The 18,287-nt window shown below is 71.2% G+C and carries 16 protein-coding genes and 3 pseudogenes; 8 read left to right on the top strand and 11 right to left on the bottom strand.

The window, feature by feature from the left end:
• Positions 1 to 863: glycoside hydrolase family 25 protein (locus BT364_RS19615; RefSeq protein ID WP_072486470.1), on the bottom strand; the 863-nt coding region annotated here is incomplete at its 3' end.
• A gap of 130 nt (positions 864 to 993) precedes the next feature.
• On the opposite strand from BT364_RS19615, the gene BT364_RS19610 reads away from it, so the two are divergent.
• The gene (locus BT364_RS19610) at positions 994 to 1,866 is read left to right on the top strand and encodes a peptidoglycan DD-metalloendopeptidase family protein (protein ID WP_107408262.1); all 873 of its coding nucleotides are present in this window, start codon (positions 994 to 996) and stop codon (positions 1,864 to 1,866) included.
• A 91-nt stretch (positions 1,867 to 1,957) separates the two neighbouring features.
• On the top strand, positions 1,958 to 2,578 hold the full coding sequence (locus BT364_RS19605) for an L-threonylcarbamoyladenylate synthase (protein WP_072486469.1): 621 nt from the start codon (positions 1,958 to 1,960) through the stop codon (positions 2,576 to 2,578).
• Positions 2,579 to 2,827: 249 nt separating this feature from the next.
• On the opposite strand, the gene BT364_RS19600 is transcribed toward BT364_RS19605, so the two are convergent.
• A complete protein-coding gene (locus BT364_RS19600; protein WP_072486468.1) occupies positions 2,828 to 3,010 on the bottom strand; it encodes a hypothetical protein in 183 nt (60 codons plus the stop codon).
• Positions 3,011 to 3,273: 263 nt separating this feature from the next.
• Between BT364_RS19600 and BT364_RS41625 the strand changes: the two genes are divergently transcribed.
• On the top strand, positions 3,274 to 3,429 hold the full coding sequence (locus tag BT364_RS41625; protein WP_177328173.1) for a DUF6131 family protein: 156 nt from the start codon (positions 3,274 to 3,276) through the stop codon (positions 3,427 to 3,429).
• A gap of 476 nt (positions 3,430 to 3,905) precedes the next feature.
• On the top strand, positions 3,906 to 4,472 hold the full coding sequence (locus BT364_RS19590) for a nucleoside deaminase (RefSeq protein ID WP_072486466.1): 567 nt from the start codon (positions 3,906 to 3,908) through the stop codon (positions 4,470 to 4,472).
• Positions 4,473 to 4,487: 15 nt separating this feature from the next.
• Here BT364_RS19590 and BT364_RS19585 read toward each other — a convergent pair whose 3' ends face one another.
• Entirely contained in the window at positions 4,488 to 4,880 is a 393-nt protein-coding gene (locus BT364_RS19585) for a DUF5997 family protein (RefSeq protein WP_072486495.1), read from the bottom strand.
• 58 nt (positions 4,881 to 4,938) lie between these two features.
• On the opposite strand from BT364_RS19585, the gene BT364_RS19580 reads away from it, so the two are divergent.
• Positions 4,939 to 5,748, top strand: a complete 810-nt coding sequence (locus tag BT364_RS19580) for a LysR family substrate-binding domain-containing protein (protein ID WP_072486465.1) — start codon at positions 4,939 to 4,941, stop codon at positions 5,746 to 5,748.
• A gap of 275 nt (positions 5,749 to 6,023) precedes the next feature.
• Here BT364_RS19580 and BT364_RS19575 read toward each other — a convergent pair whose 3' ends face one another.
• Both BT364_RS19575 and BT364_RS19570 read right to left on the bottom strand, forming a co-directional pair.
• Positions 6,024 to 7,358: a phosphoribosyltransferase family protein gene (locus BT364_RS19575; protein ID WP_072486464.1), complete on the bottom strand. Its 1,335-nt coding sequence runs from the start codon at positions 7,356 to 7,358 to the stop codon at positions 6,024 to 6,026.
• Positions 7,359 to 7,807: 449 nt separating this feature from the next.
• On the bottom strand, positions 7,808 to 8,035 hold the full coding sequence (locus BT364_RS19570; RefSeq protein ID WP_072486463.1) for a DUF1918 domain-containing protein: 228 nt from the start codon (positions 8,033 to 8,035) through the stop codon (positions 7,808 to 7,810).
• A gap of 545 nt (positions 8,036 to 8,580) precedes the next feature.
• On the opposite strand from BT364_RS19570, the gene BT364_RS19565 reads away from it, so the two are divergent.
• The gene (locus tag BT364_RS19565; RefSeq protein WP_072486494.1) at positions 8,581 to 9,714 is read left to right on the top strand and encodes a site-2 protease family protein; all 1,134 of its coding nucleotides are present in this window, start codon (positions 8,581 to 8,583) and stop codon (positions 9,712 to 9,714) included.
• Positions 9,715 to 9,969: 255 nt separating this feature from the next.
• Here the strand turns inward: BT364_RS19565 and BT364_RS19560 are convergent, their stop codons facing one another.
• Positions 9,970 to 11,298: a geranylgeranyl reductase family protein gene (locus tag BT364_RS19560; protein ID WP_072486462.1), complete on the bottom strand. Its 1,329-nt coding sequence runs from the start codon at positions 11,296 to 11,298 to the stop codon at positions 9,970 to 9,972.
• 403 nt (positions 11,299 to 11,701) lie between these two features.
• Here BT364_RS19560 and BT364_RS40220 point away from each other — a divergent pair.
• Positions 11,702 to 11,857: pseudogene (locus BT364_RS40220) on the top strand (amino acid permease); the annotation flags it as partial.
• A 139-nt stretch (positions 11,858 to 11,996) separates the two neighbouring features.
• Positions 11,997 to 12,901: pseudogene (locus BT364_RS19550) on the top strand (M20/M25/M40 family metallo-hydrolase).
• A gap of 31 nt (positions 12,902 to 12,932) precedes the next feature.
• On the opposite strand, the gene BT364_RS19545 reads toward BT364_RS19550, so the two are convergent.
• The 5 genes and pseudogenes from BT364_RS19545 to BT364_RS19525 all read right to left on the bottom strand — a co-directional run.
• Positions 12,933 to 13,568, bottom strand: coding sequence for a response regulator (locus BT364_RS19545; RefSeq protein ID WP_079179540.1), 636 nt, complete (start codon positions 13,566 to 13,568; stop codon positions 12,933 to 12,935).
• Complete coding sequence (locus BT364_RS19540) at positions 13,568 to 14,785, bottom strand: sensor histidine kinase (RefSeq protein WP_079179539.1); 1,218 nt, start codon at positions 14,783 to 14,785, stop codon at positions 13,568 to 13,570. The genes BT364_RS19545 and BT364_RS19540 overlap by 1 nt, the downstream gene beginning before the upstream one ends.
• A gap of 92 nt (positions 14,786 to 14,877) precedes the next feature.
• Positions 14,878 to 15,540, bottom strand: coding sequence for a DedA family protein (locus BT364_RS19535; protein ID WP_072486460.1), 663 nt, complete (start codon positions 15,538 to 15,540; stop codon positions 14,878 to 14,880).
• 176 nt (positions 15,541 to 15,716) lie between these two features.
• Positions 15,717 to 16,676, bottom strand: a complete 960-nt coding sequence (locus BT364_RS19530; RefSeq protein ID WP_072486459.1) for a DUF3048 domain-containing protein — start codon at positions 16,674 to 16,676, stop codon at positions 15,717 to 15,719.
• A 331-nt stretch (positions 16,677 to 17,007) separates the two neighbouring features.
• Positions 17,008 to 17,994, bottom strand: a pseudogene (locus BT364_RS19525) (M4 family metallopeptidase); the annotation flags it as partial.
• Positions 17,995 to 18,287: the final 293 nt, after the last annotated feature.

Here is an 18,287-nt window from a genome sequence, read left to right as displayed (position 1 = left end):
CCGGTGTAACCGGACTCGATCCGCAGCCAGTTCTGCGTCCGCCGCCACATGACGGGACCGGGAACACCGTCCTGCTCCGTCGCCGTCTTCGGCAAGGGGTCGTCCCCGGGCAGTGGCGGGTCGGTCGGCTCGGTCGGGTCGAATGCCCAGGGGCGGGCGAGGTCGAGATCGACGGGAGAGATGCCGCCGACGGAGCCCACGGAAGCGTACTGGTGGGCGGCCCAGTCGGGATAGCGGCCGCCGAGGTCGGGCGGGCCGGGCCAGGTGCCGTCGTTGGCGCCCCAGGAGGCCGCCCAGAGGCGGGCGCCGGCGGCGACGGTGCGGGGCCAGGTGCCGGAGCGCAGCGCGCTCGTGCTGATGTAGAACCAGGGCACGTACGTGCCGACCCGTTCCCGCACCCGGTTGAACCAGGCGGACACGTCCGTGTCGTCCCACAGGCGGGTGGAGTCGTCGAGCATCTCGACGTCCAGCGCGAGCACGTCGCCGGTGCGGTAGTCGTGCAGATGGTCCACGAAGTAGTCGGCGGCGGCGGTGGGGGTGAGGAAGTCTCCCGACAGCCAGTAATGACCCACCCGCAGGCCCGCGGCGCGGGCCCCGTCGACATGGCCGGGATAGGAGGACGAGGTGTAGGGGCCCTCGGCGAGCTGGCACCCCCCGGCCTTGGCGATGACGAAATGCAGGCCCTCGGCGGCGGCGCGGGCGTAGTCGATGCCGGCCTGGTAGTTCGAGACGTCCACGCCCCGCAGCTCGCCGGCCTCGGCGGGGGTCGGCCCGGGGGTGGCCACGGCGCTGGTGGCCGTGATGATTCCGGCCGGGGTCAGGGCTGTCGCCACGGCTCCGCGGATCAGGGTTCTCCTGCGCATGTCTCCTCCGGTGGGGGCGGGGTTTCGCGACAGTGGAATGTCATGCTCGTATCAAAATCTATGCGCGTAGGCTACCGTGGTGCCGCGCCGCCCTTCCAGGTCAAGTCACAGTATTTTCAAAGGAGTTGCTGTGTCCGAGAACCATGAGGCCGACAACGGCCGGAAGAACCGGTCACGGACCGGAATGAGCCGGCGCACGCTGCTGCGCGGCTCGGTCACCACGTTCGGTCTGGCCGCCGGCGGCGTGCTGTTCTCGGCGGGCTCCGCCCGGGCTCTGGACATCTACAACCCGTTCAGCGCCTACCAGATCACCGGCAGCTGGCAGGAGCACCTCGACCGCGGTTCCCTGGGCGGAATCGACTACGGGATGGGTGTCGGCACCGCCCTGCCGGCCGCGGGAGCCGGTGTCGTCACCAACATCCCGTACAACGGCACCGGCGGACACACGGTGACCATCACCCACAGCGACGGATACCGGACGCAGTACATGCATCTGTCGGAGTTCCTGCTGCCCGACGGCACCTCGGTCGGCAAGGGGGACATCGTCGGGCGCTCCGGCGGCGCGGCCGGTGCCCCGGGTTCCGGAAGTTCCACCGGACCGCATGTGCACTGGCATCTGATCACCCCGGGCGGCACCCGGGTCAACCCGCTGAACTACCTGGGCGGTGGTGGTGGCGGTGGGTTGCCGAAGACGGCGACGGAGCAGGACGGTGTTCCCGGTCCCGTCATGTGGCGGCGGACGCAGAACTGGCTGCGGATCGAGTCCGGTTACACCGGCCCGATCGACGGGATCCCTGGCCCCAACACCTACGCCGCGCTCCAGCGGAACATGCGCGACTGGGGCTACACCGGACCCGCCGACGGTGCACCCGGACCCAACACCTGGGCCGCGGTCCAACGACTGGCCGCCACACACGGCTACACCGGACCCATCGACGGCGTCATGGGACCCAACTCCTGGCGGGGCTTCAGCCGCTTCATCAACCAGGACCGCTGGGACTGAAACCCGGGGAACGGCGGGACTGGGACCGGAAGCGTGGCCACACGCCCGCCGATGAGCGGACCGGTCCGCGGACAGCCCTTAGACTCCGCGAATGGCGAAGTACTTCGACGTGCACCCCGAGAATCCTCAGCGGCGCACCATCAGCAGCGTGGCCGACAGCATCCGGTCCGGCGCGCTCGTCGCGTATCCGACGGACTCCTGCTACGCACTGGGGTGCCGGCTGGGCAGTCGTGACGGCATCGGCCGGATCCGGTCGATCCGGAACCTCGACGATCGTCACCACTTCACGCTCGTGTGCCAGAATTTTGCGCAGCTCGGTCAGTTCGTGCACGTCGACAACGACGTGTTCCGGGCGATCAAAGCGGCGACGCCCGGCAGTTACACCTTCATCCTTCCCGCGACGAAGGAGGTGCCGCGCCAGCTGCTGCACCCGAAGAAGAAGACGGTCGGAGTCCGGATCCCCGACCATGTGGTCGCTCAGGCGCTCCTCGCCGAGCTCGGGGAACCGCTGCTCTCCAGCACCCTGCTCCTGCCCGACGAGGAAGAGCCGATGACCCAGGGCTGGGAGATCAAGGAGCGGCTCGACCATGTGGTGGACGCCGTCGTCGACTCGGGCGACTGCGGCACCGAGCCGACCACGGTCATCGACTTCTCCGGCGGCGAACCCGAGATCGTCCGCCGCGGGGCCGGTGACATCACGCGGTTCGAGTAGCCGCCCCGGGCGGGCGCCGCGCCATCTCCGCGTATGCCCCGTCGAAGCGCTTCAGGACCAGGCGCGCGACGTCGGGGTGTGCGCCGAGCGGGGCCGGGGCGAGACAGCCGCCGGCTCTCCGCGCGCGGCGGGCGAAAGTGTTTCCGGCGCGGCCGGGCCGGTGCGCCGGCGGACCGTTACGGCGGTGTCCGGGGGACGTTCTGGACCTTCGTGGCGATGGCGCTGGGCGCGGGCGTGGTGCTGGAGGCATCAGGGCGGCACTCGCTGGACCTGTTTCCTGGGCGGGTCGGTCGCGCTCTTCGTCCTCAGCGGGGCGGGGAACGGCTCGACGTACAAGATGATCCCGGCGATCTTCCGGGCCAGGGCGCGGGCGGAGGCTGCCGGGGGAGTGCCTGCGGACGAGGCCGAGCGGCGCTCGCGGAGCCGGGCCACGGCCCTGATCGGAGTGGCCGGGGCGATCGGCGCCTTCGGCGGAGCGCTGGTCGACCTGGCCTTCCGTCAGTCCTTCATCCAGACGGAGAACGGGCAGGCGGCGTACGTGGCGTTCCTCGGGTACTACGGTCTGTGCCTGGCGGTGACCTGGGCCTGCTGTCTGCGCCGTTCGGCGCACCGGCTGCCGGGCGTGCGACCTCGCCGGATTCCTCCGCCGTGCGGGCGGGCGCATACTGGGAAAAGCCGCACGATTGGAGGACGCCATGATCGTCCTTGGAGTCATTCTGCTGGTCATCGGCCTGGTGGCCGGAATCTCGATCCTGTGGACCATCGGCGTCGTGCTCGTCGTGATCGGTGCCATTCTGTGGATCCTGGGCACCGTCGGGCACGCGGTGGGCGGTCGGCGCCACTACTGGTAGCGCTGTCGCACCGGCTGTCCGGGGCACGGGTCACAGCCCCGGGAACCGCCCCCCATGCGGATGTCGCAGTAGGTACGCAGACCGCCGGCCAGGGCGTGGATGGCGGAGCGGGTGTAGTGGGAGGCGTCCCGTCCCGGGCGAGTACGGTGCAGAGCATCAGGACCGCGTTGACCGAACCGGCGCCGGCGGCGTCGGCCCCGCCGCCTACCGCCCAGAGCGGCGCGGTGGGCAGCAGTGCCGCGAACCCCGAGAATCCCGTGGCCGTCAGGAGCAGCAGCGCGGGCATGCCCGGTGCGCTCCGGACCGTCTGCCGCACGGCGCTGTCCGCCGGAGCGTTCGTCACTGGCTCGTGCCTCCGTGTCGCCGTCGACGGACCGGCTGTCGCGGCCGGTCGGCATGCGAGGGTGGGCGGGAGCGAGGCCGCCCACCCGAGGCGAATGGTATACCGGATACAGCAGGGCTGTTGGTCTGGAAACATGGGCACAGAGAGTGACAGGAGCGCAGTGAACGAGTCGCAGACAGTCACGGCGGAAGACCGTGAATTCCTCCGTCGTTGTGTCGACCTCGCACGCGAGGCACTCACGGCCGGTGACGAACCGTTCGGCTCGCTCCTCGTGGACGAGCACGGCACGGTCCGGTTCGAGGACCGCAACAGGGTCAAGGACGGCGACGCGACCCGCCACCCGGAGTTCGAGATCGCGCGCTGGGCGGCCAGGAACCTGTCCTCGCGGGAGCGGAGCACGAGCGTCGTCTACACCTCCGGCGAGCACTGCCCGATGTGCAGCGCGGCCCACGCCTGGGTCGGCCTGGGCCGCATCGTGTACGCGTCGAGCAGCGAGCAACTCGTGGCGTGGCGCCGGAGCAGGGGCTTCGACGCGGGGCCGGTCGCGGCCCTCCCCATCAATGCCGTCGCCCCGGGCATCCCGGTGGCAGGCCCCGACCCGGCGCTCGCCGACGAGGTCCGCGCCCTGCACGCCCGGATGCTGGGCGCGGCCGTCGACGGCCAGGGCCTGTCCGGCGGATCAGGGCCGGACGGGCCCTAGGGTCTTTCGTTCGGCTCAGGCCTGCCGGTCGTCGCGCGCCGCGTTCTTCTCCTTGATGCGCACCGCTTCCTTGCGGACCTCCGCCTGGGTGGCGCGCTCCTGCTGGAGCCACTCGGGGGCTTCCTTCTTCAGAGCGTCGATCTGCTCCGTCGTGAGGGCCTCGGTGACTCCACCACGGGCGAGGCCCGAGATCGATACACCGAGCTTCGCGGCGACCACCGGCCGGGGGTGCGGGCCGTTGCGTCGCAGTTCCTGCAGCCACTCGGGCGGATCGGTCTGCAGTGCGTTGAGCTCGGTGCGCGAGACGACACCCTCCCGGAATTCGGCGGGGGTGGCCTCGAGGTACACACCCAGCTTCTTTGCCGCGGTCGCGGGCTTCATCGTCTGGGCGGTCTTGTGCGACGTCATGAGGACAAGGGTATCGAGCATGTGCGCCACCTCTGACCAGGGCCGGTAACCTGGCGGCGTGACAAGCTCGGAAAAAACCCCTTCGTTCCGGCTCGCGTATGTCCCGGGAGTGACACCCGGAAAGTGGGTGCGGATCTGGAACGAGCGGCTGCCCGACGTCCCGCTCACCCTCGTGGGGGTGTCGGCCGCCGCGGCGCCCGACGCGCTGCGGGGGCGTGACGCCGACGCCGGACTGGTGCGATTGCCGATCGACCGGACGGCCCTCAGCGCCATTCCCCTCTACACCGAGACGACCGTGGTCGTGATCCCGAAGGACCACATCATGGCGACGGTCGACGAGGTCTCCGCCGCCGACCTGGCCGATGACATCGTGCTGCACCCCCTCGACGACACCCTCGACTGGGAACAGCGCCCGGGACGGCCGGCCGTCGAGCGCCCCGCCACCACGGCGGACGCCGTCGAGCTGGTGGCGGCGGGGGTGGGGCTGCTCGTCGTACCGCAGTCGCTCGCCCGTCTCCACCACCGCAAGGACCTCACGTACCGGCCGGTGTCGGACGCCCCCGAGTCGAGGGTCGCGCTGTCCTGGCTGGAGGACGAGACCACCGATCTGGTGGAGGAGTTCATCGGGATCGTCCGCGGGCGGACCGTCAACAGCACGAGGGGCCGGCCCAGGCCCCCGGCGCAGCCGAAGGGCAAGCGGACCGAATCGGACGGTGCGCGGCGCAAGCCCGCGGCGGGCAGGGCGACAGGCCGATCAGGCGGCAAGCCGACCGGGAAAGCGGGCGGCAAATCGGCCGGGAAGGGCACGCGGAGCGGCTCCGGCGCCCCCAAGCCCGCCAAGCGGGGCAAGCCCCGCCGTCGGCCGTAGGGCGTCTCCGCACGCGCCCGGCACCCGAGTGGGTGCAACGCCAGCGGGTGGTTGCCGACCTCGGCGATCGCTACCCGGACATCGAGGCGCGGGGCTATGAGGAAGACACCTGCAGCGAAGCGAGCGGTACCGGCGTGATCCGGTTCAGTCGGAGTCCCGACCGGGCAGACCCGCCCGCGCTCACCCGGTTCTCCTGGTGGACTGTTGTTCAGAAGGTCGGCAGCGAGGCATCCGACAGCCGGATCGCCAGCGGCCGGTGGTCGCCCCCCCCGCGTTCAGAGTCGGGCTGCTGTGTGAGCGGCTGGGGTCATGTGGTCGGTGAACCAGCCGCGGGCCAGGTCGGTGACCTTTTCCAGTGTTCCGGGTTCCTCGAAGAGGTGGGTGGCGCCGGGGACGACCGCGAGTTCGTTCTCGCAGCGCAGCCGGGACTGAGCGTCGCGGTTGAGGCCGAGCACCAGATGGTCGTGGCCCCCGACGATCAGCAGCGTGGGCGCCGTCACCGCCGGCAGCCGCGGTCCGGCGAGATCGGGTCTGCCGCCGCGGGAGACGACCGCGGCGATCCGGATGCCGGGCTCGGCCGCGGCCCAGAGCGCGGCGGCCGCGCCGGTGCTGGCGCCGAAGTATCCGATTGCCAGGCCCTGGGCCTCGGGTTGTTCTCGCAGCCATCCGGTGGCGTCTGTGAGCCGACGGGCGAGCAGGCCCGTGTCGAAGACGTTGGCCCGGTCGGTCTCCTCTTCCTCGGTGAGGAGGTCGAACAGCAGGGTGCCCAGGCCGGCCCGGTTCAGGCCGGCAGCGACGAACCGGTTGCGCGGGCTGTGGCGGCTGCTGCCGCTGCCGTGCGCGAACACCACGATCCCGAGCGTGCCCTCGGGAACCGTGAGCTGTCCCCGCAGTGCCAGCGGACCCGCTCGCACATCGGCTTCCCGGTCCTCGGGCAGGGCATGACCCGGCGGAGTCCGGCGGTTGATCACCGGGCGGGCGAGGGCCTCCTCCAGGCAGGCGACGATCTCGTCGTCGTCGGTCTGGGAGAAGTCGGCGTAGAACCGACCGACGGCGTAGAAGTCCCGGGGCGTGTGCAGGCAGACCAGTTCGTCGGCGTCCGCACCGAGCCGCGTGGTCCAGTCGTGCGGTGCCACGGGGACCGCGAGCACGACCCGCGCGGCCCCGCGTGCGCGGGCGATCCGGCAGGCCGCTCGTGCCGTCGAACCCGCGGTCACCCCGTCATCGACGACCAGCGCCACACGGCGTTCCAGCCCGAGCGGTTCCCGCCCGCCCCGGTAGCGTCGGGCGTGGCTCTCCAGCACCTCCCGCTCACGTGCCTCGACCTCGGCCAGCTCGTCCTGGGTGACCCGGGCGGTACGCACCACCTCGTCGTCGATCACGCGGACGCCGCCTTCACCGATGGCTCCCATGCCCGGTTCCGGCTGGAAGGGCACGCCGAGTTTGCGCACCAGGCAGATGTCCAGCGGTGCGCCGAGGGCGCGGGCGACCTCTGCGGCGACCGGGACCCCTCCGCGGGGCAGCCCCAGCACCACTATGTCGGAACCCTTGAGGTGCTTCAGCAGGGCCGCCAGCCGCCGGCCGGCGTCCCGACGATCCATGAAGTACACGATCCGGCCTCCTTGCCCCGGCGCAGCACGGCGGGGGACGGCGAGCAACGCGATGTGCGCCGTACCTCCATCCTCACCCCGGTGGGGAACGGGTGCGCGCCGCTGCGGGGCGCGCACCCGTTCTGGTCCTGGGTGCGGACTGTGCCCTCCCGGGTGAGGATGCTGTACAGGTTTCTGGCCTCACGAAGCCACCGCTGTCCGTGAGCGCGGCGTACTGCGCCGCGCCTGGGAAAGTGGGCCGGACCGTCCGTGTCAGACGAACGGACGGCGTACACGTATGGTGTCGACGCGCTTCCAGCCCGACTTGGGCAGCAGCGACGACCCGCGTCCGTTCTCGCGGTCCCCGGCGCTCTCCGGTCGTGTCGCTGGCGTGCCTCGCGGCGACCGACGCAGCGGCAGCTTCGCGCCACACCTGGGCCGCGCGGACTCCCCGCCTCCGGCGCGCCCGGTCATCGCCTGTCCCGGTGCGGCTGCCCGAACGCCGCTTCGTGCGCCGGTCGGGTCTCGATCACGCATCCTGGGCCGGGAAAGATCTCTGTCTCGTGACCGTCTTCGTAGCGCACCCGGTAGGGAGGTTCGCCGTTCCGGCCGAGCACTTTCAAGACGGTGGCGTGGTGTTCGGGCGTTCCCACGAGCCTGCCGGTGAATCGCAGCACGTCACCTTCATGGGCCTTCATCGTGGCTCACCTCGCTCTCTGCGGTCTTTCGCTGTCTTCGTTCAGAATGGCTCCGGGAGGCGGTGCGCGCAGAAGGGCCGTTCGGAGCCCTCCGGAGGCTACGGGCCCCGTGACCAGGTCGGTACCGGACGGGTCGGACGGTTCCTGTCGCAGGATGGGCGCGGCTCGCCTGTGGCGGAGCGGGAGTGCTGCTGCGCTACGCCGCCCCTGCATTCCGCGACGGCCGCCTCCCCCAGGACGGGCCCGGTTGCCCGGCCAGGGACGACGGACGGCGGGTGGCCGATCTCCCGGAGTCCGGGGCCGGGTGAGCTGGGGCCGGATGGCCGCAGGTGACGCCTGTTCGGGCCTGTGCCGGGGCCCGGATCGGGCTTTCCTGGGCGAGGATGGACGGAGGAAGGGTGCCATTTCCGCCCTTTCTCGTATGCGGCTCGTGTGCGGACTCGCAGCACTCACACGAAGATCCCAGGACGTCGTGATGGACGCACCCGGTGGGGGCGGTCACCGCCGGTCTGTCCTGGGGAGGATTCGAGCAGGGGAGAGACGCTGTGCGGGCGACCTTCACGCTGGGGCGGATCGCGGGGGTCCGGGTCGGGGTCCACTGGAGCGTGCTGTTCATCTTCGGCATCATCGCGTTCGGCCTCGCACAGGGCCGTCTTCCCCAGGTGTATCCGGGCCACGCCCCGGTGCTGTACTGGGTGGCGGGCCTGGGGGCTGCCGTGGTCTTCTTCGCCTCTTTGCTCGCCCACGAACTGGCACACGCGGTGGTGGCGCGGCGCAACGGGGTGGTCGTGGACGACATCGTGCTGTGGTTGCTGGGCGGGGTGGCCCGGCTGAAATCGGAGGCGTCGAGCCCGGCGGCGGAACTGCGGATCGCGGGTGTCGGCCCACTGGTCAGTCTTCTGCTGGGTGGACTCTTCGTGCTGGGCACCTGGCTGCTCACCCTGGCGTCCGCACCCGGGCTTCTGGTCGAAGTCGTGGCCTGGCTCGGGGGGATCAATCTGCTGCTTGCCGTCTTCAACGCCCTTCCCGCCGCTCCGCTCGACGGCGGGCGGCTGTTGCGGGCCTTCCTTTGGTGGCGTACGGGAGACCGGCTGCGGGCGACTGCGGGGGCCACTGCGGCGGGACGCGCCCTTGGCTGGCTGCTCATTGCGCTGGGGCTTGTGGTGTTCATGAGGGGCGGAGGGTTCGGTGGCCTCTGGCTGGCCCTGATCGGCTGGTTCCTCGTCGCGGCCGCCACCGCTGAGGGGCGGCAGGCGCAGCTGCGCGGCGTGCTTGCCGGTGTCCCCGTGCGGGACGCCATGACAAAGGATCCACTCACGGTGCCCGCGCACCTGACGGTCGCGGAACTGCTGGCCAATCCGCGCTACCGGTACCGGCACTCGGCGTTCCCGGTGACCGACGAGGACGCGGCACCGGTCGGGCTGGTGACGCTGGACAGCGCCAGGCAGGTGCCGCCTGAGACGAGCGGAACGGTGACGGTGTCCGAGGTGATGGTGCCGCTGTCGCGGACCAGCGTCGCGGGTCCGGACGACTCGCTGGCGGATCTGCTGCCCCGCATGGAGCCCGGTGCCGAGTACCGGGTTCTGGTGATGGACGAGAGCGGACTCGTCGGTATCCTGTCGCTGTCGGACGTCAGCCGTACGGTGACCTGGCTGATGAACCCCACCCAAAGACGGTAGAAGCTGACCGCGGAACTCCCCGTCAGCGGCCTTTCGGCCGCGCACGTCGGCGTCGTCGGGTTGCGCGGCTACGTCCAGAAGGATTGCCTGCCGAGCGGCATTGCCGCGGTTTTGAAAGAGGGGCGGGCGGCCGCTGGGGCGCCCAGGCGGTGCTGACCGACCCGAACCGCGACGGCAGCTACGGCCCGCTGGGTGAGCGGTGTAACCGGGGAGCGCCGACGGGCCCTCCCCAGTACGCCGTTCGCACGCGCGGTCTCAGCGCCTGCGCCGCACCTTCGGTTCCGGTACGAGGCGCACGACGCCGTTGAGCAGATGGTCGATCAGGTCGTGCGAGGGCTTGTCCGTGAGGTTGGTGAGCAGCCGGGCCAGGGTGTTCAGCAGAAACGGCGACCCCATGACGTAACGGTTGAGGACGGGCTGGAAGCCGGACCGGCTGAAGACGAGGTCGGCGGCCGTGTTGCCGAGGCGGTAGTAGCGCCCCCAGCGGCGGTTCATCTCGACGGGGTAGCCGCGCAGCACCTGCTCGCGCCGGGGCCCCCGCGGAAGGGCGAGGGCCAGAGTGGCGGTCTCGGCGGCGACCTCGCCGGCCTCCATGGCCTGGCCGATGCCCTCGCCGTTCCAGGGGCTGATCATGCCTCCGGAGTCTCCGACGAGCAGGAGTCCGCGGGTGTAGAGCGGATGGCGGTTGAAGCCGAGCGGAAGGGCCGCGCTGCGGACCGGGCCCTCGGCGTTCTCCTCGCGCAGTCCCCAGGCCTCGGGGGTACGGGCCAGCCACTCGTCCAAGGTGGCACGCAGGTCCGCCTTTCCGTGCCGCCGGTGCGGCAGTGCACCCAGACCGACGTTGACGCGGCCGTCACCCATCGGGAAGATCCAGCCGTAGCCGGGCAGGAAGTGATCGCCGCCGGGGAACCGGAGGTCGGCCCACAGCTCCAGATACTCCTCCCGGGAGCGCTCGGGGCTGCGGTAGTAGCGGCGGGCGGCCGTCGCGATCTGCCTGTTCCTGTCCCGCTGGAGACCCATGGCGAGGGCGAGGCGGGCGGAGGCGCCGTCCGCGGCGATCACGATCGGCGAGTGGAAGGCCAGGGGCTCCTTCTCCGCGGTCGTGGCGGTGACACCGGTGATGCGGCCGGCCCGGTCGGTCAGGGGCTCGGTCACCTTCACACCGCTGCGCAGCCGCGCCCCGGCGGCGACGGCGTGCCGGGCGAGGATGTCGTCGAAATCGTGCCGGCTGCGCGAGAGGCCGAAGTCCGGGTAGCGGCCGAGCGCGGGCCAGTCGATGTGCACCTGATGGTCCCCGGCCACCCAGCGCATGCCGCGCGAACGGGTCCACCCCGGAGCCTTGATGTCGACGCCCATCCTGATGAGCTGGTGCACCGCACGCGGAGTCAGGCCGTCCCCGCACACCTTCTCCCGGGGGAAGCGGGACTTCTCCAGCAGCAGGACATCGACACCCGCCCTGGCGAGGTGGAAGGCCGCGGCCGATCCCGCGGGCCCCGCCCCCACCACGATCACCTGGGCCTCCTCGTCAGGGCCGTGGTCGGGCCGGACGTCCGACGGAGACCGGTCCGGCGTCGTTTCCCGCATATGGAACCCCTTCCTGGAACCGGTGCCGTACCGGGGACGGCAGCCATCCGCTTCATCATCGATCAAGCACGGCCGACGCGGAACCCGGTCCGGAAATCCGGCCCCTTCCGGGTGGAAGCCCAAGATGCGAACGTGCTGAAACCATGACAATTTACCCTTGCCGGCCAGCCGCTCGGGTGAAAGGGACGGTCTGATGGAGCGTCGTACGGCGAGTCGAAGACCCTTGCACGATCCCGGCCTCCCCGAGGGCACGCCGGTGCCGCCGCACCGGCCGACGCCGCGTCACCCGGCCCCGCCGGGCGGCCGTACACCCGGGCTCCGCGGCGTACGCGACCGCACGCGTGCCGCATGAGTTCCGTCGCCCCTTCCCGCCAGCACCGCTCTGCCGCCGCAAGGAGTGCCGTACATCGTCCCGGCGATCGTGTTCCTGATGCCGATGGCACTGGTCTCCGCCGAGCTGGCGTCGGGGTGGAACGGCGGTGTCTACCGATGGGTCAGCGAGAGGCTGTCGAAGCCGCTCGGATTCCTCGCCGTGTGGTGCCAGTTCGCGATGACGATCTAAGCGTTCGACAGGACCGTGGACCGGCTCAGGACCGACAACACCGTCCGGCGCTGAACCCGGACGCCCCGAAGGACGACGCCCGAAGGACCACGAGAACCGGACCACCCGGTCCGGACCCGACGACCGGGAGACAATGATGAGCGAGCACGAACTGGCCGACCGGATCGCCGCCCTGATGCCCCGCGCCAAGGCGGATCTCACCGAACTGGTCTCGATCCCCTCCGTCGCCGACCCCCGCCAGTACCCGCCCGAGGAGTGCCGGAAGGCGGCCCAGTGGGTGGCCGACGCCTTCACCGAGGCGGGCCTCCACGACGTGCACCTCGCCGAGACGCCCGACGGCAGCGCCGCGGTGCTCGGCCACCGCCCGCCGCCGCCCGGAGCGCCGACCGTGCTGCTCTACTGCCACTACGACGTCCAGCCGCCGCTCGACGACGCCGCCTGGACCTCGCCGCCCTTCACGCTCACCGAGCGCGACGGCCGCTGGTACGGACGCGGCACCGCGGACTGCAAGGGCAACATCGTCATGCACCTCACCGCACTGCGGGCCCTCGGGGACGACCTGCCCGTCGGGCTGCGCTTCGTCGCCGAGAGCTCGGAGGAACAGGGCGCCGGCGGTATGGAGGCGTACGTCGAGCGGCACCGCGAGCAGTTCCTGGCCGACGCCCTGCTGATCTGCGACACGGGCAACGCCGCCGTGGGACAGCCGACCGTGACCACCTCCCTGCGGGGTCTCGCCAGTCTGGTGGTGACCGTGTCCACGCTCCGGGGAGAGGCGCACTCCGGGATGTTCGGCGGGCCGGCCCCGGACGCCCTCGCCGCCCTCGTCCCCGATGGCCGGCCTCGGCCAGGGCGGCTCCATCCCGCTGTGCAACGTCTTCGCCGGCGCGTACCCGCGGGCCGAGATCATCCTGATGGGCGTGGAGGAACCGCAGTGCCTCATCCACGCCCCCCAACGAGAGCGTCGACCCCACCGAGATCCAGCACATGGCCCATGTCGAGGCCCTCTTCCTGAGCCGGTACGCCGCCGCCCGGCGGAGCTGAGCGCGCCGGCGCCGGCCCCCGGAGGGCGCTGTCACGACTCCAGATAGCGCAGGACCGCCAGCACTCGTCTGCTGTAGCCGGTGGCGCGCGGCAGATCGAGCTTCTCGAAGACCGCGTTGAGGTTCTTCTCGACCGAACTGAGCGAGATGTGCAGCTGCTGGGCGATGGCCGCGTTGCTGCGGCCCTGCGCCAGTTCCTGCAGGACGCTGCGCTCCCGAGGAGTCAGCCTGGCCAACGGGTCGACGTGCGTGGTCCGGACCACCAACTGCCGTACGACCTCAGCGTCGATGGACGCCCCGCCCGCGTGGATCCGCTCCAGCGATTCCAGGAACTCGTCGACCTGCGCGACCCGGTCCTTGAGCAGATAGCCGACCCGCTCGGCGTTCTGCGACAGCAGCCGGACCGCGTAGTTGCGCTCCACGTGCTGGGAGAGCACCAGCACACCGACCAGGGGCCAGCGCTCGCGGATCTCCAGCGCGGCCCGCAGCCCCTCGTCGGTGTGGGTGGGCGGCATCCGGATGTCCACGACGACCAGGTCCGGCGGGTCCGCCTCGACCGCCCGGACGAGAGCGGTGCCGTCACCCACCGAGGCGAGGACCTCATGCCCCTCCTCCGCGAGCAGCAGGGCCAGGCCCTCTCTGAGCAGGGTCGAGTCCTCGGCGAGCATTACGCGCACGGCAACTCCGCGGTGATCGTGGTGGGGCCCCCGCAGGGGCTGTCGATGCGCAGCCGGCCGTCCAGCGCGTCCACCCGGCTGCGCAGCCCGGACAGTCCGCCGCCCAGCGGGTCCGCGCCACCGGTGCCGTTGTCCCGCACGGACACGGACACTTGGCCCCCGTCGCCCTCGACGGCCACCCGGATGCGGGTGGCCCCGGAGTGCTTGGCCGCGTTGGTCACGGCCTCGCAGACCACGAAGTAGGCGGCGGTCTCCACCGGCCGGGGCAGTGGCAGAGGCAGCGCGAACTCCATGTGCAGGGGTATGCCGCAGCGTTGGGCCACCCCGCCGAGAGCCTCTTCGAGGCCCAGGTCGTCGAGGGCCGAAGGGTAGACGCGCCAGGCCACTTCGCGCAGTTCGGTGAGGACTTCCTGGGAGGCCTGGTGGGCCTGCTGGAGCAGCGCCTCGGCCTGCTCGGGCGTCCGGTTGCGGCGGGCCCGGCCCAGCAGCATGGCCAGCGCCACCAGCCGCTGCTGAACACCGTCGTGGAGATCGCGCTCGATGCGCCTGCGTTCCGCGTCGACCGCCCGGAGCACCCCGGCCCGGCTGTCCGCCAGTTCGGCGATCCGCCGCTTCAGCAACTCCCGCTCGGAGGGCCCGAAATGATCGCGTGCCAGCCGGGCGTCGAGTGCGTTCAGCGAGAAGAGCCCCTGGAGGTCGAGGAAGAGCAGGAGACCGCCGAGTGCCGCCTGGGGCAGCAGACGCAGCCAGTCGGCGGGGTCGCGGGCGATGCCCGAGGCCAGCAGTCCGGCCAGTACGGCCCCGTACCCCAGCAGTGCGACCACCCCGGCGAACAGGATTCCCGCGCCGGTGCGGGCGGCCAGATAGCGAAGGACGTCCCGGTCGCAGGCATGGTGCGCGGGGAACACGTCACCGTAGAAGACACTGCGCCGGACCCGTTCCAGACCGGTGAGCCCACGCGCCCCGGCGCTCAGCAGGGCCAGGGCGCGCGGCCGGGTACGCGGCCACAGCGCGAACGGCAGCGACAGCGCGCCCGGTACGGCGAAGTACAGCAGCCCGGCCAGGGCGGTGAAGCAGCCGAGCAGCGCGCCCGCGGCTCTCCGGGGCCATGGATACGGGTGCGCCACGGCGTCCCCCGCCTCCTCGCGCCACGGGCCGGTCAGCCCCGGAACATGACCGGTCGCACCGTCCGCGAAGTCCCCCTCCACACCTGCCGACCCTAACCGCGCGGCATGATCACGGCAAGATCGTTCCGACCGGGCGGAGGAGACCGCCGGAGCGCGGGCCCCGGACGCCGGGCTCACGGGACCCGGCGGTGCTGTGCCCGGCCGCGGGGCCGCAACCGCATCGCCACGTACCCGGCGAAGGCCACCAGGACCAGGACGAGAACGGCCTTGGACAGCACCCCGACATAGGTCTCCACCAGATCCCACCGGTCCCCGAGCCAGTAACCGGCCATCACCAGCACCGAGTTCCACACCAGGCTGCCCGCGGCGGTCAGTGCCACGAAGAGCGGCAGCGACATGCGTTCCACGCCCGCCGGCACGGAGATGAGGCTGCGGAAGATCGGCACCATACGGCCGAGGAGGACGGCCTTGGTGCCGTGCCGGGCGAACCACTGTTCCGTACGCTCCAGATCGGAACTCCTCACCAGCGGAAGCCGCGCCCAGATCGCATGTATGCGGTCGCGGCCGAAGAGCATTCCGATCCAGTACAGAACCACCGCGCCCACCACCGAACCCAGTGTGGTCCAGAAGAGCGCGGAGGCCAGACCGATGACACCCTGCCCCGCCGCGAACCCGGTCAGCGGGAGAATCACCTCGCTGGGCAGCGGCGGAAAGAGATTCTCCAGGGCGATGGCGAGGCCCGCTCCCGGACCTCCCATGGTGTCGACGAGGCCGGCTGCCCAGCCCGCCACACCGCCCGCGGGTTCCTGGGGGAGACCCAGAATGACGAATTCCATGAACCGACTCCCGGCCGTTGTGATGAGGCGCGGGAAGTCCGCCGCGCCCCACCGGCAACGCTAGGAATCGGCGACCGGCGCCGGTACGGGGATTGCCGCCGAACCGGATGCTGTTCTCCGCACCCGCCACCCTGCGGTTTCCCGTAACTCCGGTGCGGCCGGGCCCGCCGGCCGTTTCACTTCTGGGCGAAGACGATCCAGACCTGGCCCGGAGCGAAGGTCATCCGCTCGCCGTCCCGGGTGGTGAAGGAGGTAGTGGATTCGGCCGCGGGCCGCGACCAGCGGACGTCGTACTCCTTGCCGTCACGCAGCACCAGGGCGGAGCCGGAGCCCACGGTCTCGGTGTACGGGGAGGTGCTGCCCCACCGGTCCCGGAACAGCGAGGGGCGTACCGTCACGTACTGCACCACCACATCGGCCGCGCCGAGCCGGGCCCCCTCGGCCGTGAGGGCCGGGGCGCCGTCCATGGACACGAGCCACCGGCCCCGCTCGGCGGACCAGGTGAACGCGAAGCTCGCCGCCGGGTAGCGGACCGTACGGGCGGCGACGGACCTGCCGCCCGGCGCGGCGGTGGCGAAGCGCAGCCCGATGTCCTCGGCCGCGTTCACCCCGGTGGTGGGTTGCGATGTCCTGCCGGGGCGCAGGTAGAGGTTGTGCGGGGCCGCGTGGCCGCTGCCCCGGAAGAAGGCGTCGGGGTCCTTCGCGGGGGACAGCGGGTCCAGCGGGGCCGCCGCGATGGCCGGGAGAAGCTTGGACTGGGCCCCGGAGAAGGCGAACGTCGGCCGGTCGAACTGACGGAGCAGCTCCAGGTCCGATTCCCGGGCGCTGCGCACCGGGCCGACCACCGACGGCAGCCGGGAGGAATAGGCGGCGAGTATGCGGCTGAGACCGGCCTCGACCTGCTCCACGTAGATGATGTCCGCCTTGTCGAGCCCGGTCTGCGGGCGGGCCGGACCGACGTTGTCGACCTTCGCGGCGAGCACATGGGCGCGCGCTCCGGCGGACGTGGGCGGCACGGCGCTGCTGGGCGAGGAGGCCGTGCCCCCGCCGCCCCCGCAGCCGGCCACTGCCCCGATGAGCAGCGCCAGCGCGAGCGTCGGCACCGAGGCCGGTCTCCTCGTCGGGGATGCGTGCATGGCGGCCGTCCCTTCCGCATCGGCCGACGCGACGCCTCCGGCTGCTGCCGCCCGCCGCGACGACTTCCTGCCCCATCATCACGCCGAAGGAGGCCCCTGGCATTCCGACGAGCGGGGCGGGCGATCCGTAGCCCCGGACAGCGGATGGACCCGTGCTCAGTACGGCAGCGGGCGGCCGGACGGGGTCCTCAGGTCGAGGGGCGGCGGCCGGGACGGCAGCTGCGGTCGTCGGACGATCCTGATGCGGCCCACTGCCACCACCCCCTGTCGCTCATCCGTCATATGCCCGGCGGGCGACCCGTTCATGCGGCTCCCGGGTGAATCATCCGGGTCACCGAGGCACACGCGCCCGGAACGCCCCATCTCGCGTGCGGTAAAAGGAACATGACGGATGGTCAGCAAGGTTCTTCGCCGCGGTCAGCGTGGCCGTACGGTAGCGCTTGTACGTCATCCCGCTCGTCTTCAGCAGCATTCCGCCGTAGAAGACCTTGCCCGCGCTCTGGATGCCGACACCGGTGACCGACGAGCTGTTGCAAGTGGGGCTGGTGGGTTTGGAGCCGCCGGGGTTCGAGCCTTCGGCCAGCAGATAGAACCAGTGGTTGAGCGGACCGGCCGCCGCGTGCTCCTCGGTGTTGGGTATCGAGGAGCTGTAGCAGTTCGGGTCGCCGATCTGCCCCGGGTTGTACATGATCCGGATCGGCCCGTTGCCGACCAGGTCGATCTTCTCGCCGACGGTGTAGTCGGGGTCGTCGTACGGGGCCGGCTCATTGGTGTACGCCTCGGTCAGGGCGCCCATGATGTCGCCGGTGGCCTCACCGAGACCGGACTCGTTGTTGGCGCCGCCGGGCGTGTACTGGTCGATGCCGTGGCCGAACTCGTGGCCCACCACGTCGATCGCGCCGATCCACTGGTTGGCGTTGTTGTGCCCGATGGAGACCGAGGAGCCGTCCCAGTAGGCGTTGACGTCGTTCAGCCCGACCTCGACCGGTCAGCTGCCGCCGTTGCCGTTGTGTCCGTTGCGGCCGAGCCAGTCCTTGAGCATGTTCCACTCGTGCTGCGCCGCCCACATGACGTCGACGCAGCCGGTCTCCTTGCTGGAGGCGTTGCCGGTGCCCCAGGAGTCGCTGGACTTGGTGAAGACACTGCCCGTGCTGTAGTCGGCGCAGCTCAGGCCAGGCCGGTTCGGGTCGCGCAGCGAGTAGCTGCTGCCCGAGGCGGTGGTGTCGATGGCCAGCGGAGACGGGCCGTTCCACTGGCTGTTGCCGGTGCCTGCCTTGACGTCGTCGTAGCTGTCGAGCACCTTGCCGGTGCCCGCGTCGAATGGACTCGTCAACGAAGTGCGGGGAATGTACGGGGACTTGGCAAGTTTGGTCAAGCCGCGGTGGTGGGATCGCACAAGGGGCGTGACCCGGATGCGCCGCAGACCCGCCACGGGATGACCCCGGGCTCCTGAACGGATGTGAGGGGCCGGGTCGTTTCGTTGTCGACCGTGATGCGGCGCGACGAGCCTGGACTGCCCCCATCGTGCCGGTACCGGACATGTTGTCGACCGTCAGGGTCTGTCCGAGGGCGATGTCGTAGCTGTTGATGCCGCTGATCGCGCCTTCGGGG

It is taken from the genome of Streptomyces atratus (genome assembly GCF_900119365.1).
GTDB classification, from domain to species: Bacteria; Actinomycetota; Actinomycetes; order Streptomycetales; family Streptomycetaceae; genus Streptomyces; species Streptomyces atratus_B.
The sequence above is the reverse complement of the archived record's forward strand: the minus strand, read 5'-3'. Positions and strand labels throughout refer to the sequence as shown.